This is a genomic window from Rathayibacter agropyri (genome assembly GCF_013249015.1).
GTDB lineage: Bacteria > Actinomycetota > Actinomycetes > Actinomycetales > Microbacteriaceae > Rathayibacter > Rathayibacter agropyri.
The window spans coordinates 74273-98589 of the sequence record NZ_JABRPL010000001.1 but is presented as its reverse complement, the minus strand read 5'-3'; the positions used below and the strand labels follow the sequence as shown (position 1 = coordinate 98589).

Below are 24317 nucleotides of genomic sequence, written 5' to 3'. Positions count from 1 at the left end.
CCGTGGGAGGTCACGGCCGAGGGGCGACCACGGCGGCCTGGGGAGAGGACACGTCATACGAGGCGATCGTCGCGGGATCGGTCGTGGCCATCAACTTCTCGAGCACGACGGCCTTCAGAGCAGACTCATTCGAGCCGCCCCAGACGATCCTCGCCCCATTCGCGAGCGTCAGCGAGACGTCGTCGCCTGTCGTTGCCGTCGCTACGGTGACCTGACCTGCCAGCGACGCGGGCAGAGTTTGCAGGACCCGAGCTGTGGCCCGGAAACCGGCTCCGGAGGCGTCGCCCGACGGCGTGGAGAGCACCGGGTAGCCGGCCTGGGCAGCATCGGCCGACTCGATGACGACCCCTGCGGCGTCGACCAGATCGAACCGCCCGTCCTTAGCGAGCACTCCGAGCGGCGTCCGCTCCACGACGGCGATCACGAGCGTGCTGGGGGGTCTCGTCTGCACCGAATAGCTCTGGATGAGCGGTGACGCTCCGAGCACCCGGCCGACCTCATCCCGGTTGACGAGCGTCAGCGGCACACCGAGCTGGTCGCCCAGCGCGCCCTGCAGGGCGGCGGCGTCGACTCGCTGGGTACCCGAGATCTCGATGCTCCTCACCGCCATCAGCGGCGAGTACGCGGCGATCCCGACCACCGCGGCCAGCGCCACAAGCGAGCCGGCGACGACGAGGGCGACGAGGCGGCGACGACGGGCTCGTTTCGTGAAGCGGCGCACCTCGCCGCGCTCGAAGCGTCTCCGTTCGCGTGCGGCGCGCCTCACGGCACGGTTTTCGGCCCCGGGCAGGCGAACGCTGGGCAGGCGGACGCTAGCCAACGCTGAGCGAGCAGCGGCGATCCGAGCCCCGACACCACCGGAGTGCGCTGCGGGTGGCGGCGACGGTTGCGCCGTCACCTGGAGCGGCGATGAGAGGTGAATTGGCTCGGTGGGCTGCTCCTCTACCTGGGGCCGCGTCCCCTCTGGCCGCTTCACGAGCGCTCTCCGCGCGCCGACCGCCTGCTGGCCGCGGTCATCGTGCGACCGGTGCGTCCTCGCTCGCGCCGAGCGACTCGAGCACCTGCGGGATGATCCGGTACACGTCACCGCAGCCGAGGGTGATGACGAAGTCGCCCTCGCGCGCGATCTCGGCGGTGCGGCGCGCCGCCTCCGCCCAGTCGGGGACGAAAGAGACGCGCGACGAATCGGCGAACTTGTCGCTGACGAGAGCGCCGGTGACACCCGGCTCGGGATCCTCTCGGGCTCCATAGACGTCGAGCACGACCGTCTCATCGGCGTAGCGTTCGAGCGTCTCGGCGAACTCCTGTGCGAAGAGGCGGGTGCGGCTGTAGAGGTGGGGCTGGTGCAGCGCGATGATGCGTCCCGAGCCGACGACGGTGCGCGCGGCGGAGAGAGCGGCGGCGACCTCGGTCGGGTGGTGCGCGTAGTCGTCGTAGACGCTGACCCCGCGGACCGAGCCGTGCAGTTCAAACCGGCGCTCCGTGCCTCCGAAGGCCGACACGGCCTCGAGGGACGCCGCCGGATCGAAGCCCAGGCCCACCAGCACCGCGAAGGCACCCGCGGCATTGACCGCGTTGTGTCGGCCGGGGATGCGCAGTCGGGCGGAGTAGCGCCGGCCCTCGTACTCGACGGAGAAGCCGACGGGGCCGATCAGTTCAAGGTCGACAACACGGACATCCGCACCCTCGGCCTCGCCGAAGGTCAGCACCCGGCGGCCCGTGAGCCGCTCGGTGACGCGGACCGCGCCGGGATCGTCGGAGGAGATGACGACGAGTTCGCTCGCGGACGACGCAAAGGTGACGAACGCCTCCTCGAACGCCTCAAGCGAGCCGTAGTGGTCGAGGTGGTCGGGATCGACGTTGGTGATCAGGGCGACCGCGGCGTCGTAGAGCAGGAAACTGCCGTCGGACTCGTCGGCCTCTACGACGAAGGTCTCGCCGGAGCCAGCCGCGGAGGACGTGCCGAGGCTCTCGATGATGCCGCCGTTGACGAAGCTCGGGTCGGCATCGACGCCGAGCAGACCGGTAACGATCATCCCGGTCGAAGTGGTCTTGCCGTGAGCGCCGGCCACAGCGACGAGCCGCTTGCCGCGCACCAGCCAGGCGAGGGCCTGCGAGCGGTGCAGCACGGGCAGGCCGCGCTCCTTCGCGAGCAGATACTCCGGGTTATCGGGCCAGAGTGCGGAGGTGACGACGACGGCCTCGGCATCGTCCAGGTTCGCCGCGTCGTGACCGATCGCAACGGGGATGCCCAGTTCGCGCAGCTGCTCGATCGGGTGCGACTCGCGCACGTCCGATCCCGTCACCCGGTGGCCGGCGTGGTGGAAGAGGCGCGCGATCCCGCTCATCCCGGAGCCGCCGATGCCGATGAAGTGGACCGATCCAAGTTCGTCAGGGACAGTGATGTCAAGGTCGGGCTTGATCACGGGGGTCTCGCTTTCGGATGGTCGGCTCGACACGGGAGGGGCCGCGCGTCGCGCGCCGGATCAGTGTAGACGGTGGGCGCGAGCACGCTCAGGAGCCGCGCGGAGTGTGCTCATCGCGGCGCGGCGAGACTCGCCTCGATGAGGTCGACAAGCCTCCCCGACCCGTCGCGGACACCGACGCGCGCGGCGCGGCGAGCCATCTCCTCGCGGCGACCAGGGTCAGCCAGCAGCGGCACGAGTTCGCGCTCGACCCAGCCGGGCACGAAAGCCGCGTCCTCGACCAGGATCGCTCCCCCGGCGTCGACGACACCTCGTGCGTTGAAGCGCTGCTCGCCGTTGCCGACCGGATACGGGATGTAGACCGCGGGCAGGCCCAGGGCGCTGAGTTCGCTGACTGTCGCCGCTCCCGCGCGCGAGACCGCGAGATCAGCCGCCGCGAGGGCGAGATCCATCCGGTCGCAGTAGGAGAGCAGGTGGTAGCCGGGGATGCCGGGATCGGTGATCTCAGCGCGGTTCCCGGTGATGTGCAGGATCTGAAAACCGGTCGCGAGGAGGGCGGGCGCGGCGTCATGGATCGTCGCGTTGATCCGCCGCGCACCGAGGGATCCGCCGGTCACGAGCAGCGTGGAACGGTCCGGGTCAAGCCTCAGGGCGGCCCGCGCCTCTTCACGCCCGGCGGCACGATCGAGTTGCGCGATCTCGCGGCGCAGGGGCATGCCGACCACGCGGGCGTGCGGGAGGGGCGTCCCCTCGAAGGCGACGCCGACGAACGGGGTGAAGCGCGCGCCGAGCCGGTTCGCAAGGCCGGGGCGAGCGTTCGCCTCGTGCACGACGAAGGGCACGTGCGCCCGCCGCGCCGCGAGGTAGGCCGGGGCCGCCGCGTACCCGCCGAAGCCCACGACCACGTCGATCCTCCGCTCGCGGATCGTCCGCACGATGTCCTCGATCGTGGCTCGGAATGCGCCAGGGAAGCGCAGGGCGGCAGTGTTCGGGCGGCGGGGAAAGGGCAGCCGCGGGATCACCGAGAGTTCGTAGCCGCGCAGCGGGACGAGCCGCGCCTCCAGCCCCTCGGCCGTGCCGAGTACCAGGATCTCGCTGCCGACGTCGCGCGCGCGGATCTCGTCGGCGGTCGCGAGCAGCGGATTGACGTGGCCGGCGGTCCCGCCTCCGGCCAGCAGGTGGCGCGTCACTCTGCCGCCTTCTTCGTACGCCGCGCCGCCGCGCCCGGCAGCGGAGCTGTCTGGGTGCGGGCGAAGGAGAGGACGACACCGATGGCGAGGAGCGAGCTGAGCAGGGCGGTGCCTCCGGAGGAGATGAGCGGCAGAGGGACACCCAGCACCGGGAGGACCCCGAGCACGACTCCGATGTTGACGAAGGCCTGGCCAATCAGCCACACCATGATCGCGCCGGTGCTGATGCGCACGAACGGATCGGTCGACGCATGAATGACCCGGAAGAACGCGACCGCGAGCACAACGAACAGCGCGAGCACGACGATCGCCCCGATCAGCCCGAGCTCCTCGCCGATGATCGCGAAGATGTAGTCGTTGTCGGCCGCGGGAAGCCACGACCACTTGGCCTTGGAGTTACCCAGACCCACTCCGAAGATGCCACCGGAGGCCATTGCCCAGGTGCCGTGCACGGGCTGCCAACACGAATTCTGGTACTCGTCGACGTTCGAGCAGTCACCGAGGAAGGACATGATGCGCGTGAGGCGGTTGGCGCTCGACACGGCGAACACAAGTGCGCCAATCGATGCGGCGACCACCAGCGGGACGAGCACCCGCAGCTGCATATTCGCGTAGAACAGCGCGGCGAACAGGATCCCGGCCATGATCACGACGGTGCCAAGGTCGCCGCCGAGCAAGACCAGCCCGATCGCGGCACCGCCAACGATGAGGACGGGAACGAGAGCGTCCTTCCAGTCCTTCGGATCGCGGTAGCGCCGTGCGAGGAGCAACCCCAGCCACAGCGCGAGAGCGAGCTTGATGATCTCGGAGGGCTGCATGCTGAAAGCGCCCATCCGGATCCAGTTGCGGTTTCCGCCGACCGCTTCGCCCAGCGGGGTGAAGAGGACCAGCAACTGCAGCACGCACCCGGCGATGAGCAGCACGGGTGTCGCCCTCTTCCAGACCGAGATCGGCATGCGCGAGACGACGAGCATCATCGGGATGCCCAGCAGCGCGAACCCGCCCTGGCGGAGGAATCCACCGAAGGAGTCGTCGCTCGCCACGAAAGACGTTACCGACGAGGAGGAGAGCACCATCGTCAGTCCGAACAGGACGAGGAACAGAGTGGTGCCGAAGAGCAGGTAAAAGTTCGGCGACTGAGACGCGAAGACCTTCGAGAGGACGATCCGCGCAGTGCGGGCTCCGCTCCGGTCCTTCTCGCGCGGCTCAGTGCGCGAGAGGCCCGTGGGGCGGCTCGTCGTCGGAGCGGTCATCGGCTCCCTCTCCCAGGTGTGTCGCCACGGCGGCCGCGAAGGAGCGACCCCGAGCCGCGTAGTCGTGGAACTGGTCCATCGACGCTGCGGCGGGTGCGAGCAGAACGACGTCGCCCGATCGGGCGAGCGCCGCGGCGGCCTCGACGGCCGCCTGCATCACCGCACCAGTGTCATCCGGGACCACCTCGCTGACCGGGAGGGCGGGCGCGTGTCGTCGGAATGCTCCGAGCAGCGCCGAGCGATCGGCACCGATCACGACGGCACCGCGCAGACGGTCGACGTGAGCGGCCACGAGGGAATCGACGTCGACGCCCTTCAGCAGCCCGCCGACGACCCAGACCACCGACGGGTACGCCCGCAGGGAGGCATCCGCCGCGTGGGTGTTGGTGGCCTTCGAGTCATCGACCCAGGTCACTCCGGAGTGCTCGGCCACAACCTCGATGCGGTGCGCGTCGAGTTCGAAGGTGGCCAGCGCCCGACGAATCGCCCCGACCTCGATCCCGCACGCGCGGGAGAGGGCGGCGGCGGCGAGCACGTTCTGCACGATGTGCGGCGCCGCGAGGTGCCGCTCGGCCAGCTCATCGACCGTGGCGATCTCGAGCGCGCTCGTGCGGCGGTCCTCAAGGAAAGCGCGGTCACAGAGGATTCCGTCAACAATCCCGAAATCGCTGGGGCCGGGCACGCCGAGGCCGAAGCCGATCGCGCGAGCCCCCTCGGTCACCTCCGCGTCGAGCACCATCTGCTCGGTAGCGGCGTCGGCACGGTTGTAGACGCAGGCCACGCGGGTTCCGGCGTAAACCTTGCCCTTGGCGGCGCGATACGCCTCGACGGAGCCGTGCCAATCGAGGTGGTCCAGAGCGAAATTGAGGCACACGCTCGCGATCGGCTCGATCGCGCCGAGGTAGTGCAGCTGATAGCTCGAGAGTTCAACGACGAGGACGTCGAAGCCCTGAGGATCCCGGACGGCATCGAGCACGGGGACCCCGATGTTGCCGCACGGGGCGGCGCGCAGGCCACCGGCGACGAGCATCGTCGCGGTGAGCTGCACCGTCGTGGTCTTGCCGTTCGTGCCGGTCACCGCCACCCAGTCGGCGGGCGTGCCGTCGGCGCGGACGACCTTGTCGCGCACGCGCCACGCGAGCTCGACGTCGCCCCACACAGCGATGCCCGCCTCCGCTGCCCACTGCAGGATCGGGTGCGTCGGCCGGAACCCGGGCGAAACGACCACGAGCTCCGGTGCAAAGGCGCTCAGCTCGTCCGGCACGGAATCAAGGCGCTCGGCCCGGTACAGGCGCGCGCCGATGACCTCGAGCAGGTGCTCGCGCTCCTCGTCCGCGCGGTCGGCGAGGACCAGCACGTCGGAGCCGAGTTCGGTCAGCGTGTCCGCGACGGAGAAGCCGGTGACCCCGAGGCCCAGTACGGCCACGCGCAGTCCCCGCCAGTCGTCGTGCCAGCTACGGAGGGAGTCGAGACGGGCCGACTCGTGGCGGGCGGGTTCGGTCATGCCAGCGAGAGCCATTCCAGGTAGAAGAGCCCGACGCCGGCCGCGACCAGGATTCCCGCGATGATCCAAAAACGGACCACGACGGTGATCTCGGCCCAGCCCTTGAGCTCGAAGTGGTGGTGGAGCGGGCTCATCAGGAAGATGCGCTTGCCCCGCGTCAGCTTGAAGTAGATCCGCTGCAGGATCACCGAGCCGGTCACGATCACGAACAGGCCGCCGATCAGGATGACGAGCAGCTCCGTGCGGGTGAGGATCGCGAGAGCGGCGAGCGCGCCGCCCAGGCTCAATGAGCCCGTGTCACCCATGAAGATCTGCGCCGGCGAGGTGTTCCACCAGAGGAAGCCCACGAGCGCGCCCGACACCGCCGCAGCGATGATCGCCAGGTCGAACGGATCGCTCACCTGGTAGCACTTGTCGAGGACCTCGGGGTTGAGGTGCTGGTCGAAGCACCACTGATTCGACTGCCAGAATCCGATGATGACGTAGGACCCGATCGCGAGAATCGACGCGCCCGTTGCGAGACCATCGAGACCGTCCGCGACGTTCACGCCGTTCGAGGTGCTCGTCACGATGATGCAGATCCAGAGTACGAACAGGCCGATGCCGATCCAGCCGAGCGCTGCGAAGTCGAACGGCAGGTCGCGGATGAACGAGATCGAGGTTGACGCCGGCGCGAGTCCATTGGAGTCCCGCACCATGATCGCGATGACGGCGAAGGCGGCCGCGACAATCACCTGGCCGGCGACTTTGGCCCAGCCACCCAGGCCGAGGCTGCGCTGATTGCGCGTCTTGAGGAAGTCGTCGATGAATCCGACGAGCCCCAGCCCGACCATCATGAAAAGAACGAGCAAAGCGGAGGGAGCGAGCGAGCGGTTGCCGAACAGCATCCCGAGGAAGTAGCCGACCACCGTGCCAAAGATGATGACGATGCCACCCATCGTCGCCGTGCCGTGCTTCACGTGGTGCGACTTCGGTCCGTCCTCGCGGATGAACTGCCCCCACTGAAGGCGATGGAAGAGTCGGATGAATAGGGGCGTCATCAGAAGCGTGAAGGCTCCCGAGAACGCGCCGGACAGCAGCAGGGCCCTCATCGGTGGCGCTCCCCGAGACGCTCGGCCAGGAAGCGGAGACCTGCGGAGTTCGACGACTTCACCAGGACCGTGTCGCCGGGGCGCAGGTACCCCTCGAGGAACTCGAACGCCTCGTCGGAGGTCTCGGCGAAGACGGACTCCCCGCTCCATGACCCTTCACGCTCGGCGGCCACATGGATCCGGCGAGCACCGCGGCCGACCACCACGATCTGGGCAATGTTGAGACGGACGGCCAGCAGTCCCACCCGGTCGTGCTCCTCATCCGCCCACTCGCCCAGCTCGCTCATCTCGCCGAGGACGGCGACAGTGCGCCCCTCGGGCTTCGAGATCTGCGCCAGGGTGCGCAGCGCGGCGGCCGTGGAGTCGGGGCTGGCGTTGTAGGCATCGTTGATGACGCGCACGTCCTCGCCACCGAGGACCTCCATCCGGCCGCGCTCCGCAAGCGTGACCGTCGCGAGCGCCTCGACGATCGCGGGCAGCGCTACTCCGACGGAGAGCGCGGCAGCGGTGGCAGCGAGGGCGTTCATCACGTGGTGCTCGCCGAGGACGCGCAGGAGCAGGTCGGCGCGGGCGGCCTCGCGACCCTCCCCCGCTCGGACCTCGATGGTGAAGCGCGTGCCATCCGCGGCCGGTTCAATGTCGACGGCGCGGACGTCGGCGCTCTCGCCGCGTCCGAACCAGACCACGCGTGCCGCGGTGCGACCAGCCATCGAGGCGACCCGCCCGTCGTCGGCGTTGAGCACGGCGACATCATCGGCCGTGAGGTCGGCGACCATCTCGGTCTTAGCCTCGAGCGTGCGCTCGATCCCACCGAAGCCTCCAGCGTGGGCGAGGCCCACCGCGAGGACCACGCCGACATCCGGCTTCGCCATCCGCACGAGACGGCGGATCTCACCGAGAGCGCTCGCGCCCATCTCGGCAACGAGGAAACGGGTCGACTCCGAAACCTTGAGCATCGTGATCGGAGCGCCGACCTCGTTGTTGAACGAGCCGCGCGGGGCGACCGTCTCGCCGGTGCGCTCGAGGATGGTGCGAAGAAGGTTCTTCGTGGTCGTCTTGCCGTTCGAGCCGGTCACGCCGAGGACTGTCAGCACACCTCTCTCGCGAACGCGGCGGACGACCTCCGTCGCCAGGGCGCCCAGCGCCTCGACGGAGTCGTCAACGAGCACCTGGGGCACATCGAGGTCGAGCGGGCGCTCGACGATCAGCAGGGCGGCTCCGCGCTCGAGGGCGGCCGGAGCGAAGAGGTGGCCGTCGGTGTGCTCGCCGCGCTTAGCGACGAAGATGCCGCCGGGAGCGATCTCGCGGGAGTCGGTCTCGGTCGCTCCGTCGATCAGGGTCGCGGCGGTGGCCGAGGAACCGGCCAGGTGCAGGCGGCCCGAGACGGCCTCGGCGATCTCGGTGAGGGTGAGGGCGATCATCTACCAGCCCGCCTCGCGCAGGGCCTGCCGGACATCGTCTCTGGCCGAATAGGGCATGTGCACTCCTGCGATCTCCTGATAGTCCTCGTGGCCGGGGCCGGCGTAGAGGATCGAATCCCCCTCGCGCGCGAGCGCGACGGCGGCCCGCACGGCGGCGCGCGGGTCGGCGATCTCGTGGATCTCCTTGTCGGGCGCGGCGGTGCGCGCTCCCTCGAGCAGGACGGCCCGGATTGCCGCGGGGTCCTCCCAGCGCGGGTGGAAGTCCGTAACGATGACGACATCCGCGAGCCGTGCCGCGATGGCGCCCATGTCGCTCCGCTTGGTGGTGTCGCGGTCGCCGTCCGCACCGAAGATCATGACGAGACGCCCGGGGGTCAGCGCACGAAGCGCCTCGAGGGCGTTCTGAAACGCGTCGGGAGTGTGACCGTAGTCCACGTACACGCGAGGGCCGCGCTCTCCCGACACCAGCTCCGCGCGCCCGGGGATGTAGACGTCGAGGCGACTCTCCTCGAGCGCGTGGGTGATCGCGTCGAGGTCGAAACCGGACTCGACCAGCATCACGATCGCGAGCGCAGCGTTGGCTGCCATGTACCAGCCGATGAGCGACACGGTGATGACGACGGAGCGGTTCTCTGGCCCGTCGAGGCGGAAGGTAGTGCTGTCCGCGGCGGCGTCGATGACCGTCATCGCCCAGTCGGCCGGCGTCGCGGGGGCAACCCCGACGGCGGATGAACTGGCCAGGGTGGCGACCGGGATGCGGCTGCGCTCAGCGAGCTCGCGGCCCCACGCGCTGTCGACCGTGACGACACCTCGGCGGGCGCGCTCCGGGTCGAAGAGGTCGGCCTTCGCCTCGAAGTACTCCCGAAGATCGGCGTAGTCGTCGAGGTGGTCGTGGCTGAGGTTCGTGAATCCGACGACGTCGAAAACGAGGCCATCGACCCGGTGCCGACTCAGCGCCTGCGCCGAGACCTCGATCGACACGGCCCGGACCGCAGACTCGCGCATTCGGGCGAGGAGTGCGTGCAACTCGGTCGCCTCGGGAGTGGTGAGCGAGCTCACGACAGCGATGTCGCCGATGCGACGCTCGGCTGTCGAGCTCAGGCCCGAGACGACTCCGAGGCGACGCAGCAGAGCATCGAGGAGGTACACGACGCTGGTTTTCCCGTTGGTGCCCGTGACGCCGAAAAGGGTCGGCACATCCTCGCCGGTGCGGTGGATCCAGGCCGCGACATCGCCGAGGGCGGCGCGCGGGTCAGGGGTGATCAGGACGGGCAGTCCGCTGGAGGCGGCGAGTTCCGCTCCCTCAGGATCCGTCAGCACGGCGACCGCTCCCGACGCGGCGGCGGTCGAGGCGAAGGCCGCGCCATGTGCATGTCGTCCTGCGACTCCGACGTAGAGATCACCGGCTTCGACCTGCTTCGAGTCGAGCGTGATCCCGCTGACCTCGACGCCCTCGACGCCGCGAACCGGACCGAGGGAGAACTCGGAGACGAGTTGGGAGAGGCTCCGCGGCACCGGGTGCTCGGGACGGAGGGAGGACTGCGGGCGAGGGTCGTGCAATGCCCGCTCTTTCTCTCGTGCTAGTGCGTACCGGGGGTCGGTCCTGGCCGCCGTCACCACGTGCTGGGGTAGTTCACCGGCGGCACGGTGGAGGGCTCTACCCGGTTGCTCTTAAGCACCTGGGTCATGACCTGCTGGAAGACCGGAGCTGTGGCTTTGGACGTATTCATCTTAACCGCATCCGCGATGGTGACCGTCACGACGTACTTCGGGTCCTCCGCCGGGGCGAGCCCGGCGAGCGACACGGTGTAGCTCTTGGAATAGCCGCCCTTGCCGTCCGGCTGCTGCGCGGTACCCGTCTTCGTGGCGATGTTGTAGCCGTCGACGTGGACGTCCTTCGCGAGCCAGCCCTCGGCGTAGTGAGTCTGCAGCATGTCGACAACCTGCTTCGCGGCCGAATTTGACACCACCTGCGTGCCCGTCGCATCCGGTACATCGACGACCGAGCCGTCGGCCGTGGTGCAGCCATCGATCAACTGTGCCGGGATCCGCACACCACCGTTACCGAGTGTTTGGTAGATGCCGGCGACCTGCACGGCGGTGGCCGAGACACCCTGGCCAAACATGGTCGTGTAGTTCGTCTGGTTGTCCCAGTCCTGGTAGTCCGAGAGCAGGCCGCCCTCCTCCCCCGGGAAGCCGCTGGCGGTCGGCGTGCCGAGGCCGAACTTCTGCAGGTAGTCGTGACGCTTCTCGGCCGAGAGGCGCGAGCCGAGCATCGAGATGCCGACGTTTGAGGAGTCCCGGAGAATGCCCGTCAGCGTGTAGTTCGTCGGCGAGTGCGACCAGTCGTCGCTGAACGACGCCCCGTCCTTCTCGAAGCTGTCCGGCACGACGACCTGGGTCGTCGGGTCCGCCTGACCCTGGTCGATCAGCATCGCCGCGGTCATCGGCTTGAAGGTGGAGCCCGGCTCGAACGGCGCGCGGAAGGCACGCGAGCTACGATCCGCGGCGGCGCTGGCCTCGACGTTGTTCGGATCGACGGTGGGGGTCTCGGCGACGGCCAGCAGCTTGCCGGTCTTCACCTCCTGAACGACGACGATGCCGTAGCTGCCTCCCACCTCGGCGACGCGCTTCGAGAGGACCTGCTGCGAGTAGTACTGGAGATCAGAGTCGAGGGTCAGCTTCAGCGTGCCGCCGTCGACTGCCGGGGCCTCCGAGACGGTACTGCCGGGGATGCGCACGTAGTCGGCGCTGCGCTCGTAACTCTCGGAGCCGTTCTGCCCGGCGAGGCACGTATTCTCGCCGTACTCCATTCCCTCCTGGGCTGCTCCGTCGGCTCCGACATAGCCGACGACGTTGCCCGCGACCGCGCCGTTGGGGTAGCTGCGTCCCTGCTGCGTCTCGAAGTAGGTCCACGGAATGTCGAGCGCGACGAGCTTCTGGTAGGCGTCGAGGTCCAGGCCGTCGACAAGCACCAGGTAGTTGGCCTTGCTGTCCTTGGCCAGCGCCGCGCTGACCGCGCCCGTGATCTGCTCGATCGACTGGCCGGTGATCGCGCCGATCTCGGCGGCGGCCTGCTGAACGCTGACGATCACCTTCTGCCCGTCGCCGAGCACCCGGGGAAACTCCGCCACGTTCTTGGGCGAGGTGGTCAGCCGGTACCGAGTGGTCGTGTCCGCGAGAACCGTGCCTGCCCGGTCGACGATCGGTCCGCGGGTGCCATAGGTGACGACGCTGTTCGACTGGTTCTCCGCTGCGGCGTCAGTGAGCTCGTCCGCACGCACGATTTGAATGTCGACAAGCTTGCCGACGAAGAGGCCGACGACGGCGAGGATGATCACAAACGTGACTGCCGTGCGGCGTTTGCTCGAGCGGTGGTGTCTCACTGCGGCGGTGTCCTTCTTGCTCCGGGCGGTCGGGCCGCCGTTCGTCGGGTCCAGATGATCGTCATGGAGCGCTTCAGCGGCCACCCGGAGGCTGTCCGCGGCTCGGTGCGTCAGTGGGTGATCGGCGCCGGCAGCTCGCCCTGCAACGGTACGGCCGCTCCGTCCGGACCCGGGGAGGACGCGCTCGCGGCGGCCGCTCCCGGCTGAAGAGCCGGCACCAGGGCGTTGGGCACCAGGGGCGCGGCGACCGAACCGCCCACCTCGCTCGCGGCGGCCGATGCGGGGTCGCCAAGCACCGCTCCATCGGACAGGCGAAGGTAGACGGGGGCCGTGTTCGCCACCATGCCGAGTCCCCGCGCGGCGTTCGCGAGGTTCTGCGGCGAACTCAGCGTGTCGACCGCGTCCTGCTTCTCGTCATTACTGCGGCTCAGCGTCCGCTGCTCGGTCTGCAGAGCCGAGATCTGGTACGCCCCCTGCGAGAGGCCGACGCTGACGAGCAGCTGCACCACGATGATCGCGAAGAGGCCGGCGACAGCGACGATCCCGTGGACCAGCTTGGGACGCGCGCGCGACGTGCCCGCGGGGACGGCCTCGATCCGGGGACGAGGCGTCGCCTCCTCGGGTCGTGTCCGGCGGGCGGGGTCGATGACGGCGGGGTCGATGACGGCGGTGGCGCTCATGCGGTGCTCCTGATCCTCTCGGCCGCGCGCAATCGCACGGGTGTCGCTCGGGGGTTGCGGGCCTTCTCGTCGTCGGAGGCGAGTTCAGCGCCGCGGATGACGAGTCGGAACTCGGGTCGATGCTCGGGCAACTCCACGGGGAGCCCGGCTGGGGCGGTCGAGGAGGACGCGGCCTGGAGCGCGCGCTTGACGATGCGGTCCTCCAGGGACTGGTACGCCTCCACGACAATGCGTCCGCCCTCGTTGATCCGCCCGAGAGCGGCGGGGACGGCGCGCTCGAGCACCGATAACTCCTGGTTGACCTCGATCCGCAGCGCTTGGAACACCCGCTTGGCGGGGTGCCCGTTGCGCTGGATCGCGACCGGGGTCGCGGCCTGGATGATCTCGACCAGCCGACCGGAGCGCTCCAGCGGAGCCTCGCGGCGAGCCTCAACGATCTTCTTGGCGTAGCGCGCGGCGAGCCGCTCCTCGCCGTACTCGTGGAAAATCCGGCGCAGGTCGCCCTCGGTGTAGTCGGCGAGGATGCTTGCCGCGGTCAGCGGAGCGGTCGAGTCCATCCGCATGTCCAGCGGCGCGTCCCTCGAGTACGAGAAACCGCGCTCGGTCTCATCGAGTTGAAGCGAGGAGACGCCGAGGTCGAAGAGCGCGCCGTCTATCGCGTCGATGCCCAGCTCGTCGAGCACGTCGGGCAGCTCGTCGTACACGGCATGCACGAGGTCGATCCGAGACGAGTGAGCCGCCAGCCGCTCCCCCGCCAGCTGCAACGCCTCGGGGTCGCGGTCGAGCCCGACGAGGTGCAGGCCGGGAAAGCGCTCGAGCAGCGCGAGCGAGTGGCCGCCCATGCCGAGCGTCGCGTCGACGACGACGGCGCCCTCACGCCCGAGCGCCGGGGCGAGGAGCTCGACGCAGCGCTCGAGCAGCACGGGGAGGTGTCGCTGCTCGGTCGGGCGCACGCCGTCGTCCGGAGTGTTCTCTGCCATGGCGGTCCCGCCGTCCCGTTCCTGTCGTCCGATCCCCATCCACCTCGCGTCCGGACACCGGGGAAGGTGCGTCCGGGCGCCGAGTGGCTGGGAGTCGCGCGACAGGAGCTAGAACAGGCCGGGGATCACCTCCTCCTGGGTGTCAGAGAACACGGACTCCTGCTCCTGGAGGTAGCTCTCCCAGGCGTCCTGAGCCCAGATCTCGGCGCGGTTGCCCGCTCCGATCACGGTCAGATCGCGGTCAAGACCTGCGTAGGAGCGCAGCGGAGCCGGGAGCGTAATGCGGTTCTGCTTATCCGGCGTCTCCGAACTCGCTCCCGAGAGGAACACCCGGAGGAAGTCGCGCGCCTGCTTGCTCGTGACGGGTGCCTGCCTGATCTTCTCGTGCATCACCTCGAACTCGGCCTGGCTGAACACGTAGAGGCACCGCTCCTGGCCGCGCGTGACGACGACTCCGGAAGAGAGTTCGTCGCGGAACTTGGCGGGGAGGATCACGCGGCCCTTCTCGTCGAGCTTGGGGGAATGGGTGCCGAGGAACACGTAATGCCCCCCACTTCTTCTGGCCAAGGATGGCGTGTCCTCCACAGTACTCCACTTCCCCCCACCAACAACCCCGGCGTGCCCCACGGCGCGTTTATGAAGCCCGTGACATCCCCGGCACGGTGCGGATCGGCGAGGGTGGGGCGAAGTGGAGGGAGACTGCTGGAAAAGGGAGAGTCCGGGCATGAAAAAAGGGCCGATCCGTAAGGATCGACCCTGTGGTGGAGCGGAAAGGAGCGGGCTAGCCGCGCCCGTCTCCGCGGTTGTCCCACCTGTCGTTCAGGCGGTCCATGAATCCGGAACCCTGCCGGTTGCTGGAGCGGGGCTTCGACGGCCGACCGGCGTCGGCCAGCCCAGCCTCGACGGAGCCGCCGGGCGCCGGGCGCAGACCGACGACGACTCCGCCGAGCATGACGGCGAAGCCGAGGATGCCCACGAGTGGCTGTCGGACGACGACACCCGCCACGAGCACCGCGAGACCAAGAATGCCGAGCAGGATGCCCAGAACGAGAGCCCGATAGTTGGTACCACCGCGACCCTTGCCGACCGCTGCCACGAAATCGGCGTCATTCTGATAGAGGTTCCGCTCCATCTCATCGAGGAGCCGTTGCTCGTGTTCCGAAAGCGGCATCTTGACCCCTTCAGGGTGTGACGCCGAGCCCCGCGGGGGTCGGCGACGAAATTGGCGGCACTGGGCACGACCGGTCGGCGGCGCTTCAGTGTAGACCGAGTCCAGCACAGGCGCCAGGCGCCGCCGGTGCATAGGCTGGTCAGGTGACCCACAGCTCTCGACTGGTCGATCGCGTCCAGCTCCGAATCGATGAATTCCTCGTCGGACGCATGCCAATTCTGCGCTCGATCGGTGAGGACGTCTGGGCCCTCGGCGACCTTTCGCGGGACTTTCTCAGCGGAGGTAAGCGGTTCCGGGCGCGCTTCTGTGAGGCGGGCTGGAACGCCGTCTCGAGTGTGCCGAGCGACGCGTATTCGAGCGGATCCGATCCGATCGCGCAGGTAGGAGCGAGCCTCGAGCTGTTCCATGCGGCAGCACTCGTGCACGACGACGTGATCGACAACTCCGACACTCGCCGCGGCGCCCCCGCTGCGCACCGCCGCTTCTCCTCTTTCCACGAGGAGGGAGGCTGGACGGGCGACCGAGAGGAGTTCGGCCGCTCCTCCGCGATCCTGCTGGGCGATCTCCTCCTGGTCTGGTCCGACGAGATCTTCGCCGGCGCGGAGTGGTCGCTGGAGGACCGAGTCGCGGCAGCCCGCGCGCGCGCCGAGTTCAACCTCATGCGCACCGAGGTGACACTCGGGCAGTACCTCGACATCCTCGAGGAGAGCGCCTGGATTCGGCACCCCGAGCACGAACACCTCGAGCGCGCCGAACGGGTCGTCGTCTATAAGAGCGCGAAGTACAGCATCGAGGCCCCGCTGGCGATCGGTGGTTCGCTCGGGGGCGGAGACGACGCGCAACTCGACGCGCTACGGCACTTCGGGCTCCCCGTCGGCATCGCATTCCAACTCCGCGACGACATCCTTGGCGTTTTCGGCGATCCGGCCGTCACCGGTAAGCCCTCGGGAGACGATCTGCGCGAGGGCAAGCGAACCGTCCTGCTCGGGCTGGCGCGTGAAGCCTGCTCCCCGAACGAGCGGGCCGAACTCGACGCCGTCGTCGGCCGGAGCGACGCGGATCCGGCAGCCATCTCCCGCGCTCAGGAGATCGTCGAAAGAAGCGGAGCGCTCAAGCGGCTCGAAGAGCGGATCGCGCGGGAGGTCGCCGCGGCGATGGCGGTTCTGCCTGACGCCCCGCTGCGGCCGGAGGGAGCGGCCGAGCTGCGCGAGCTGGCCGAGCGGGTCACGGTCCGCACCTCCTAGGGCGCCGCCGCGAACCGGCTGGTCAGGCCAGGGCCTGCGCCACGCGGCGCACCTCCGCCTTGCGACCGGCGCGGAGGGCGAGGATCGGGCTCGTCCCGAGGGTGTCCTCTGTGCTGAGCAACCACTCGACCGCCTCCTCATCGGTGAAGCCCGAGTCCGAGAGGAGGATCGCGGTACCGCGGATCTCGGTCATCGGCTCCCCGTCGCGCAGAAAAAGGGAGGGCACCACGACGACACCGTCCCGGCGGGTGCCGAGCAAGTGGCGCTCCTCGAGGAGGCGGCGGACACGGCTGACACCGAGCCCGGTCAACTCGACGAGGTCGGGGATGGTCAGCCAGTCGAACTCGGAGTCGGTGGTGGAGGAGGCGGAAGCGGACGAGTCGGTCACCCGCCAAGACTGCCACGGTGCCGCGGAGTGGCCAAGCGGGGCCAAGCCCGGCTCCCGCGCCGTCCGGGCGTCGCTCACCGGTTCACCGGGACCTCTTGCCTAGACTCATCGCGTGACCACCAGCCAACTCGACCCCCTCCTCGGCCGTCTCGTCGACGGCCGATACGAGGTCCGCTCGCGGATCGCGCGCGGCGGCATGGCCACGGTCTACCTCGCTCATGACCAGCGCCTCGAGCGACGCGTCGCGATGAAAGTGATGCACGGGCACCTGTCGGACGACGCGACCTTCAAGAACCGCTTCGTTCAGGAGGCGCGCTCGGCCGCCCGGCTCGCGCACCCGAACGTGGTCAGCGTCTTCGACCAGGGCCAGGACTCGGATATGGCCTACCTGGTCATGGAATACCTGCCCGGGATCACGCTCCGCGATCTCCTCAAGGATCGCGGGCGTCTGACGGCTCAGCAGGTCGTCGACATCATGCACTCGGTGCTGTCCGGGCTCGCAGCGGCGCACCGTGCTGGCATTCTGCACCGCGACCTCAAGCCCGAGAACGTGCTACTCGCTGACGACGGCCGGATCAAGATCGGCGATTTCGGCCTCGCGCGTGCGGCGACCGCGAACACCGCCTCCGGGCAGGCGCTGCTGGGCACCATCGCCTACCTCTCCCCCGAGCTCGTCACTCGTGGCACCGCTGACACCCGCAGCGACATCTACGCCATCGGCATCATGATCTACGAGATGCTCACGGGCGAGCAGCCGTTCACCGGTGAGCAGCCGATGCAGATTGCCTACCAGCACGCGAACGACTCCGTTCCCTACCCGAGCGCCACCGTGCCCTCGGTGCCCACGTCGCTCGACGAACTCGTGCTCTGGGCGACGGAGCGCGACCCGGACATGCGTCCTCGCGATGCAGGCGTGATGCTCGCGCAGCTACTCGAGGCCGAGCGGCTGATGGGGATCACGCCGAGCGACCGGCGCGGAGACACGCAGGCGGTCACTCCGCTCCCGGGTCCCGTTTCCGACGCGGAACCGATGACCGATCTCTTCGATCCGGCGGTACCCGATCAGACATCCGCGTTCGAGGCACCGGGCGCGGTAGCCGTGGTCGACGACGGTGACGACACCGTCGCGCGCCTCGCGGAGAAGCGCCGCGCCCGTCGGCGCCGCGGCGTCCTGCTGAGTGTCGTCATCCTGCTGCTCGCGCTGATCGGAGGTGGGACGGCCTGGTGGTTTGGCGAGGGTCCGGGCACAATCGTGTCGATCCCGGACGTCGTCAGCCGGTCTCAGGACGAGGCCACCGCCCAGCTGCAGGCGCAGGGCTTCGAGGTCCAGCCCCAGCAGGCACCCGATCTGACTGTGCCGGCCGGGACCGTGATGAATTCGGATCCTCCGGGCGGTAAGGGCGTGCATAAGGGCACCGTCATCACGCTGACTGTCTCAAGCGGGCCGCGCCAGCTGCCGGTGCCGGCGCTGGCGGGACTCTCGGAAGGGGATGCGTCCGATGCCGTCACCGGCGGAGGCTTCGCCGTCGGCGAGGTCTCGAAGGTCTTCGACGCTGATGTCGATGCGGGTGTCGTCATCTCCGCGGCGTTGCCCGATGGCTCCGCTCTCCCCGAGACGATGTCCGAGGCCACCACCATCGCGATGGTGGTCAGTCTCGGGCCGATCCCCAACGTGGTGGGCCTGTCGGTGGACGCCGCCACCCAGAAGGCGGAGGCCGCGGGCCTCGCACTCGATCGCAGGGGCGACGACTGGAGCGACACCGTCGCCCCGGGCATCGTGCTCACGCAGGCGAATCCGACGTCTCCGGCCGTCCCCGGCAACTCCATCTCGGTGGTCGTGTCGAAGGGACCGAAACCGGTGGCGGTGCCGAACGTCGTCGGCCTCACCCGCGACGAGGCGAAGGCAGCGCTCGGCGCCGTCGGCCTCTCCTGGAGCTACGGGCCGTTGGTCGACGACCCAAAGACGCAGAACGAGCGGACGAAGGTGACCAACCAGTCGAACAAGGCGGGCGACCTCGTACAGCGCGGCACCACCGTCCAGCTGTCCCTCACGATCACGACCTGAGTCGGCGCCCCGGTCCCGCTGGTCGGGTCAGAGCGCGCTGCCGCGCAGCTCCTCCGCGACGAGGAAGGCCAGTTCCAGCGACTGCATGTGGTTGAGGCGCGGGTCGCAGACCGACTCGTAGCGGGTGGCCAGCGTCGCCTCATCGATGTGCTCCGAGCCGCCAAGGCACTCGGTCACGTCGTCGCCCGTGAGCTCGACGTGGATGCCGCCCGGGTGCGTCCCCGCTGCGCGGTGCGCCTCGAAGAAGCCCTTCACCTCGTCCACCACGTCGTCAAAGCGACGGGTCTTGTAGCCGGTGGGCGTGGTGAGGCCGTTGCCATGCATGGGGTCGGTGACCCACAGCGGCAGCGCGTCGCTCCGCTTGACGGCCTCGAGCAGGGGCGGCAGGGCGTCACGGATCTTGCCCGCGCCCATCCGCGTGATGAACGTGAGGCGTCCGGGCTCGCGCTCCGGGTCGAGCCTGTCGATCAGCTCAAGCATCGTCTCGGGAGTCGTCGTGGGGCCGAGCTTCACGCCAATCGGGTTGCGCACGCGCGACAGTAGGTCGACGTGGGCACCGTCGAGGTCACGGGTGCGCTCGCCGATCCAGATGAAGTGGCTCGACGTGTTGTAGGGAGTTCCGGTCCGCGAATCGATCCGCGTCATCGGCCGCTCGTAGTCCATCAGCAGACCCTCGTGGCCCGTGTAGAACTCGGTCCGCTTCATGCCCTCGAAGTCGGCCCCACACGCGATCATGAACTTCACGGCACGGTCGATCTCGCGAGCCAACTGCTCGTAGCGCTGATTCTGCGGGTTCTCGGTGAAGCCCTTGTTCCAGTAGTGCACCAACCGGAGGTCGGCGAAGCCACCCTGGGTGAAGGCGCGAATGAGGTTCAGAGTGGACGCGGCCGTGTGGTACCCCTGCACGATGCGGCGCGGGTCGGCGGTCCGCGACTCCGGAGTGAAGTCGTAGCCGTTCACGATGTCGCCGCGGTAAGCGGGGAGCGTCACGTCTCCGCGCGTCTCGAGATCACTTGAGCGCGGCTTCGCGAACTGCCCGGCCATCCGCCCCATCTTGATGACGGGCATGCTCGCACCGTAGGTCAGCACGACGGCCATCTGCAGCACCGTCTTGACGCGGTTGCGGATCTGCTCGGCTGTCGCTCCGGCGAAGGTCTCGGCGCAATCGCCGCCCTGCAGGAGGAACGCCTCGCCGCGGGCCGCGGCTCCGAGGCGCTCACGCAACTGGTCGACCTCGCCGGCGAACACCAGCGGAGGCAGAGCGGCTACCTCGGCGGACGCGGCCTTCGCCGCCTCCGGGTCCGGCCACTGCGGCTGCTGCTTGATCTCGAGCTCCCGCCACGAGTCCAGACCGGCAACCACCGAGGGGGCAGCGAGGACGGACGGTTCGTTCGGATCGATGACCACGAGGTGTTCCCGGTTCTGACGGGCGCCAGCGGCGCGTGGAGGGCCGCCGCCCGGACGGACGGCAGCGGTTGACGAGCTTATCGTCTGCGGGGGGATCAATCGGGAGGGGCGCTCAGCGTCGAATGTCCGCTCGGCGTCGAATGTCCGCTCAGCGGGTGAGCGCGGCGCGCTTCTCTTTGACCGAGGTCGCATACACGTCGAGATACTCCTGGCCGCTCAGGGTGAGCAGCTCGTACATGATCTCGTCGGTGATCGAGCGGAGGATGAAGCGATCGCCCTCCATTCCCTCGAATCGGGTGAAGTCGAGCGGCTCGCCAAAGACGATGCCGATCCGGCCGAGTCTGGGCATCCGCTTGCCGATCGGCATGATGCGGGCAGTATCGATCATCGCCACCGGAATGACGGGGACGCGAGCCTCGAGCACCATCCGGGCGACGCCGGTACGCCCGCGGTACATGCGCCCGTCGGGGCTCCGAGTGCCCTCGGGGTAAATGCCGAGCGCGTGGCCGCCGGCCAGCACACGCAGGCCCGTGTTCAGCGACGCCTCCGACGCTTTGCCTCCCGAGCGGTCGATCGGCAGCATCCCCGTCGCGGTGAAAAACATCTTCGTCGCCCAGCCCTTGAGGCCCTTGCCAGTGAAGTAATCGCTCTTGGCGAGGAACACCATGTTGCGCTCAATCACCAGCGGGAGGATCACGGAGTCGATGAACGAAAGATGGTTACTCGCGAGGATCACACCTCCCTCCTGCGGAATGCGCTCGGCGCCGATCACCCACGGGCGGAAGATCGTCTTCAGGAGCGGGCCCGCGACGATGTGCTTCATGAACCAGTAGAACATCGGGCTCCTCGGCGGTGCGGTGGATCGGGCGCGGCGGGTGCCGGCTAGAGGGAACTCGCGTGCAGGCGCGCGAGGTCGGCGGCCCCGACGACTCCAGCGTCGTTGACGAGTTCGGCGATGCGGAATTCGGGCTCGGGGTGGTAGCCCCGGGCCGGGAGATTGTCGAGGTAAGCCTGGCGGATCGGGTCGAGCAAGAGGTCACCCGCTTGCGCGACTCCGCCGCCGATAACGAACATCTGCGGGTCGAGCACAGCGCTCAGGCTGGCGGCCGCCTCCCCCAGCCAGTGGCCGAGCTGACGCAGGGCGGCGAGCGCCCCGAGGTCGCCGGCGATGATCAGCTCCGAGATCAGCTGCCCGTTCATTACGCCGCCGTTGTGCGCGCGGGCGTCGGCGATACCCTGTCCGATCCCGCCCGCGTCGGCGAACTCGCCGGCGAAGCGCTGCAGGGCACGACCGGACCCGTACTGCTCGATGCAGCCGCGGGCTCCGCAGCCGCAGGGCAGGCCGCCGGGAACGACGCGCATGTGCCCGATCTCGGCGGCCGCACCGAAGCCGCCGCGCAGAAGTCGATCGTTGATCACGATCGCGCCGCCGACTCCGGTGCCGATGGTGAGCATCAGCATGTCGCTGACAAGGCGCCCTGCTCCGTAACGAAACTCAGCCCAGCCCGCGGCATTGGCGTCGTTCTCGATAATGATCGGGAGGTCGATCCGAGCCGACAGCTTCTCGCGGAAGGGTTCGTTGCGCCAGTTGATATTGGGGGCGTAGTAGACGATCGACTGCGACGCGTCGATGAAGCCGGCGGCGGCGACTCCGACCGCGGCGACGTCCTGCGCGGACAGCCCCTCGCGCAGGTGCTCGATCATCTCGACCACGACGTCGACGATGAGTTCGGGATGCCCCGCGGGAGTGGGCCGACGGTCCTCGCGGAGGATGCCGCCGAACTCATCGACCAGGGCTCCAGCGATCTTCGTGCCGCCGATGTCGATCCCGATCGCGTGCACGCGAACCGCCTTTCACGATGCCACCGGCGCGGACGCGACGGCGGGTCCGCCTCAGCGGCGACCAGAATGAGTGTAGTGACCCGACCCGCCCGACGCTCGCTCGCCTCCTCCGCGGATGTGCGCGACCGATATGCCCCACTCGATGTGCCCACTCGATATGCCCAGTCGATTTACCTGAAAAGAATCACAGCCTGCTCTGCACCGGTAAGGTGGAGACGACGTTGATTCAGGTACCGAAGGAGTTGCCATGAACCAGTTCGACTCTCCCCCTGTGGTCCCCGCGGACCCACAGGCGAATGCGACCGCGCTCCTGCTCGACCGGGTCCGCGAGACGCCCGACCGGGCGCTCTTCGCCCTGCCGGACGGGGCGGGCTGGCGGGACGTGACCGCACAGGAGTTCCTCGACCAGGTGACCGCCCTGGCGAAAGGCTTCGTCGCCGTGGGCCTCGAGCCCGGCGAGAAAGTCGGGCTCATCTGCAAGACCCGATACGAGTGGACCCTGATCGACTTCGCCGTCTGGTTCGCCGGCGGTGTCCTCGTCCCTGTCTACGAGACCTCCTCCCCTGCTCAGGTGCAGTGGAACCTCACCGACTCCGGCGCGCACGCGGTCATCGTCGAGACCGCGGAGCACTTCGCCCGATTCGATGAGGTGCGCGCCGATCTTCCCGGTGTCCGCCTCGCCTGGCAGATCGGACTGGGCGACCTCGACAAGCTCGTGGTTCGCGGCGCCGAGGTGCCGGACGCCGAGATCGAGCGCCGGCGTTCCCTCGCCACCGGCTCCGACATCGCGACGATCATCTACACCTCCGGCTCGACCGGCCACCCCAAGGGCTGCATCATCCGCCACTCGAACTTCGTCGAGCTGAGCCGCAACGCCGCGGTCGCTCTGACGGAACTCATTCACCAGCCCGGCGCCTCGACACTCCTCTTCATCACTACAGCACACGTTTTTGCCCGCTTCATCGCGATCCTCTGCGTGCACGGAGGCGTGAAGGTCGGGCATCAGCCAGACACCAAGCAGCTACTCCCCTCGCTCGCCTCGTTCAAGCCGACGTTCCTGCTCGCGGTTCCGAGGGTGTTCGAGAAGGTCTACAACTCGGCTGAGCAAAAGGCCGAGACCGCCGGGCGCGGGAAGATTTTCCGGCGTGCGGCGGATGTCGCCGTCGCGCACTCGATCGCCGTCGAGGCCGGCTCCGTGCCTCTCGCGCTAAGGCTGCAGTTCCTCCTGTTCGACCGGCTGGTCTATTCGAAGCTCCGCACGGCGATGGGCGGGAACGTCCGGTACGCCGTCTCGGGATCCGCACCACTCGGCGACCGGCTGGGCCACTTCTTCCACAGCCTCGGCATCAAGATCCTGGAAGGTTACGGTCTGACCGAGACCACAGCGCCGGCGACCGTGAACCGCACGGAGCGCTTCAAGATCGGCAGCGTCGGGCCGACGCTGCCCGGAGTGTCAGTGCGGATCGCCGACGACGGCGAGATCCTGGTGCGCGGTATCGACGTCTTCGGCGGTTACTGGAACAACGAGCAGGCCACGGCGGAGGCGTTCGACGGCGAGTGGTTCCGCACTGGCGACCTCGGGGCGCTCGATGACGAGGGCTACCTCCGCGTCACCGGCCGCAAGAAGGAGATCATCGTCACCGCGGGCGGCAAGAACGTCGCTCCGGCGGCGCTTGAAGACCCGATCCGCGCGAATCCCCTGGTCGGCCAGGTCGTCGTCGTCGGCGACCAGCGGCCCTTCATCGCCGCGCTCATCACCCTTGACAGCGAGATGCTGCCGACGTGGCTCGCCAACAACGGCCAGGATGCGGCGCTCACTCTCGAGGACGCGGCGGTGAATCCTGCCGTGCTGGCCGAGGTGCAGCGCGCCGTCGATGCGGCGAACGAACGGGTCTCGCGCGCGGAGTCGATCCGCAAGTTCGTGATCCTTCCCACCGAGTTCACCGAGGCAAGCGGCCACCTCACCCCCAAGATGAGCATCAAGCGGTCAGTGATCCTCGCCGACTACGCCGAGACCATCGCGGCCGTCTACTCCGCGGCTCCCGCCACGGAGGGCATCTCGCTGCGCTGACCCCGAGGGAACCCCACCCGTCGAGCCATCCCGCCACGGCGGGCCCCCTCAATGACCCAGGGTTCCCACCCCAGCCACCCCGCCACGCCAACCGCGCCGAGCCGGGCAGCGACCAGCTCGACACCAGCACAGCCGTATCCGGAAAAGCGCGTCCAGCGCTTTCCCGTCGGCGCACGCAACCCGCTCCCCCCACCCCAG

Annotated in this window: 20 protein-coding genes; 3 read left to right on the top strand and 17 right to left on the bottom strand. The window is 68.7% G+C overall.

Annotation, left to right across the window (positions count from 1 at the left end; all coding sequences use genetic code 11):
- Window positions 1-10 precede the first annotated feature (10 nt).
- The 13 genes from HRF29_RS00495 to HRF29_RS00435 all read right to left on the bottom strand — a co-directional run bounded on the left by HRF29_RS00495 (window position 11) and on the right by HRF29_RS00435 (window position 15102).
- Complete coding sequence (locus tag HRF29_RS00495) at window positions 11-766, bottom strand: cell division protein FtsQ/DivIB (protein ID WP_173243097.1); 756 nt, start codon at window positions 764-766, stop codon at window positions 11-13.
- A gap of 247 nt (window positions 767-1013) precedes the next feature.
- Window positions 1014-2426: a UDP-N-acetylmuramate--L-alanine ligase gene (gene murC / locus HRF29_RS00490; RefSeq protein WP_173243094.1), complete on the bottom strand. Its 1413-nt coding sequence runs from the start codon at window positions 2424-2426 to the stop codon at window positions 1014-1016.
- 110 nt (window positions 2427-2536) lie between these two features.
- Window positions 2537-3616, bottom strand: coding sequence for an undecaprenyldiphospho-muramoylpentapeptide beta-N-acetylglucosaminyltransferase (murG, locus tag HRF29_RS00485; protein ID WP_173243091.1), 1080 nt, complete (start codon window positions 3614-3616; stop codon window positions 2537-2539).
- Entirely contained in the window at window positions 3613-4869 is a 1257-nt protein-coding gene (gene ftsW / locus HRF29_RS00480; RefSeq protein ID WP_173243088.1) for a putative lipid II flippase FtsW, read from the bottom strand. The genes murG and ftsW overlap by 4 nt, the downstream gene beginning before the upstream one ends.
- Window positions 4823-6373 carry a UDP-N-acetylmuramoyl-L-alanine--D-glutamate ligase gene (gene murD / locus HRF29_RS00475; RefSeq protein WP_173243085.1) on the bottom strand — a complete coding sequence of 517 codons (1551 nt, stop codon included), beginning with the start codon at window positions 6371-6373 and terminating at the stop codon, window positions 4823-4825. Before murD ends, ftsW begins: the two co-directional genes overlap by 47 nt.
- Window positions 6370-7464, bottom strand: a complete 1095-nt coding sequence (gene mraY / locus HRF29_RS00470; protein ID WP_173243082.1) for a phospho-N-acetylmuramoyl-pentapeptide-transferase — start codon at window positions 7462-7464, stop codon at window positions 6370-6372. Before mraY ends, murD begins: the two co-directional genes overlap by 4 nt.
- Window positions 7461-8885 (bottom strand): UDP-N-acetylmuramoyl-tripeptide--D-alanyl-D-alanine ligase, encoded by a 1425-nt coding sequence (locus HRF29_RS00465; RefSeq protein ID WP_173243079.1) that lies wholly within the window; start codon window positions 8883-8885, stop codon window positions 7461-7463. Before HRF29_RS00465 ends, mraY begins: the two co-directional genes overlap by 4 nt.
- Window positions 8886-10445 carry a Mur ligase family protein gene (locus HRF29_RS00460; RefSeq protein WP_173243076.1) on the bottom strand — a complete coding sequence of 520 codons (1560 nt, stop codon included), beginning with the start codon at window positions 10443-10445 and terminating at the stop codon, window positions 8886-8888.
- A gap of 53 nt (window positions 10446-10498) precedes the next feature.
- Window positions 10499-12271 carry a penicillin-binding transpeptidase domain-containing protein gene (locus tag HRF29_RS00455; protein ID WP_173243073.1) on the bottom strand — a complete coding sequence of 591 codons (1773 nt, stop codon included), beginning with the start codon at window positions 12269-12271 and terminating at the stop codon, window positions 10499-10501.
- Between the two features lie 110 nt (window positions 12272-12381).
- Entirely contained in the window at window positions 12382-12951 is a 570-nt protein-coding gene (ftsL, locus tag HRF29_RS00450) for a cell division protein FtsL (RefSeq protein WP_173243070.1), read from the bottom strand.
- A complete protein-coding gene (gene rsmH / locus HRF29_RS00445; RefSeq protein WP_222929570.1) occupies window positions 12948-13931 on the bottom strand; it encodes a 16S rRNA (cytosine(1402)-N(4))-methyltransferase RsmH in 984 nt (327 codons plus the stop codon). Before rsmH ends, ftsL begins: the two co-directional genes overlap by 4 nt.
- 108 nt (window positions 13932-14039) lie before the next feature.
- Window positions 14040-14471, bottom strand: coding sequence for a division/cell wall cluster transcriptional repressor MraZ (gene mraZ, locus HRF29_RS00440; protein WP_173245749.1), 432 nt, complete (start codon window positions 14469-14471; stop codon window positions 14040-14042).
- A gap of 241 nt (window positions 14472-14712) precedes the next feature.
- The gene (locus HRF29_RS00435; RefSeq protein WP_173243066.1) at window positions 14713-15102 is read right to left on the bottom strand and encodes a DUF3040 domain-containing protein; all 390 of its coding nucleotides are present in this window, start codon (window positions 15100-15102) and stop codon (window positions 14713-14715) included.
- Between the two features lie 143 nt (window positions 15103-15245).
- Between HRF29_RS00435 and HRF29_RS00430 the strand changes: the two genes are divergently transcribed.
- Window positions 15246-16346, top strand: a complete 1101-nt coding sequence (locus HRF29_RS00430) for a polyprenyl synthetase family protein (RefSeq protein ID WP_173243064.1) — start codon at window positions 15246-15248, stop codon at window positions 16344-16346.
- Between the two features lie 22 nt (window positions 16347-16368).
- On the opposite strand, the gene HRF29_RS00425 is transcribed toward HRF29_RS00430, so the two are convergent.
- Window positions 16369-16734: an Rv2175c family DNA-binding protein gene (locus HRF29_RS00425; protein WP_343043590.1), complete on the bottom strand. Its 366-nt coding sequence runs from the start codon at window positions 16732-16734 to the stop codon at window positions 16369-16371.
- 112 nt (window positions 16735-16846) lie between these two features.
- On the opposite strand from HRF29_RS00425, the gene pknB reads away from it, so the two are divergent.
- Window positions 16847-18799, top strand: a complete 1953-nt coding sequence (pknB, locus tag HRF29_RS00420) for a Stk1 family PASTA domain-containing Ser/Thr kinase (protein WP_173243062.1) — start codon at window positions 16847-16849, stop codon at window positions 18797-18799.
- Between the two features lie 27 nt (window positions 18800-18826).
- Here the strand turns inward: pknB and HRF29_RS00415 are convergent, their stop codons facing one another.
- The 3 genes from HRF29_RS00415 to HRF29_RS00405 all read right to left on the bottom strand — a co-directional run bounded on the left by HRF29_RS00415 (window position 18827) and on the right by HRF29_RS00405 (window position 22048).
- Entirely contained in the window at window positions 18827-20206 is a 1380-nt protein-coding gene (locus HRF29_RS00415) for a class II 3-deoxy-7-phosphoheptulonate synthase (protein WP_425503076.1), read from the bottom strand.
- Window positions 20207-20354: 148 nt separating this feature from the next.
- Window positions 20355-21044 (bottom strand): lysophospholipid acyltransferase family protein, encoded by a 690-nt coding sequence (locus HRF29_RS00410; protein ID WP_173243060.1) that lies wholly within the window; start codon window positions 21042-21044, stop codon window positions 20355-20357.
- A 44-nt stretch (window positions 21045-21088) separates the two neighbouring features.
- On the bottom strand, window positions 21089-22048 hold the full coding sequence (locus HRF29_RS00405) for an ROK family glucokinase (protein WP_173243058.1): 960 nt from the start codon (window positions 22046-22048) through the stop codon (window positions 21089-21091).
- Between the two features lie 247 nt (window positions 22049-22295).
- Between HRF29_RS00405 and HRF29_RS00400 the strand changes: the two genes are divergently transcribed.
- Window positions 22296-24119 (top strand): AMP-dependent synthetase/ligase, encoded by a 1824-nt coding sequence (locus HRF29_RS00400; RefSeq protein ID WP_173243056.1) that lies wholly within the window; start codon window positions 22296-22298, stop codon window positions 24117-24119.
- Window positions 24120-24317: the final 198 nt, after the last annotated feature.

Coding starts and splice junctions, on each gene's coding strand:
- ftsW (WP_173243088.1), bottom strand. CDS start 4,869: ATGACCGCTCCGACGACGAGCCGCCCCACGGGCCTCTCGCGCACTGAG.
- murD (WP_173243085.1), bottom strand. CDS start 6,373: ATGACCGAACCCGCCCGCCACGAGTCGGCCCGTCTCGACTCCCTCCGT.
- mraY (WP_173243082.1), bottom strand. CDS start 7,464: ATGAGGGCCCTGCTGCTGTCCGGCGCGTTCTCGGGAGCCTTCACGCTT.
- HRF29_RS00465 (WP_173243079.1), bottom strand. CDS start 8,885: ATGATCGCCCTCACCCTCACCGAGATCGCCGAGGCCGTCTCGGGCCGC.
- ftsL (WP_173243070.1), bottom strand. CDS start 12,951: ATGAGCGCCACCGCCGTCATCGACCCCGCCGTCATCGACCCCGCCCGC.
- rsmH (WP_222929570.1), bottom strand. CDS start 13,931: ATGGCAGAGAACACTCCGGACGACGGCGTGCGCCCGACCGAGCAGCGA.
- HRF29_RS00435 (WP_173243066.1), bottom strand. CDS start 15,102: ATGCCGCTTTCGGAACACGAGCAACGGCTCCTCGATGAGATGGAGCGG.
- HRF29_RS00410 (WP_173243060.1), bottom strand. CDS start 21,044: ATGTTCTACTGGTTCATGAAGCACATCGTCGCGGGCCCGCTCCTGAAG.
- HRF29_RS00400 (WP_173243056.1), top strand. CDS start 22,296: ATGAACCAGTTCGACTCTCCCCCTGTGGTCCCCGCGGACCCACAGGCG.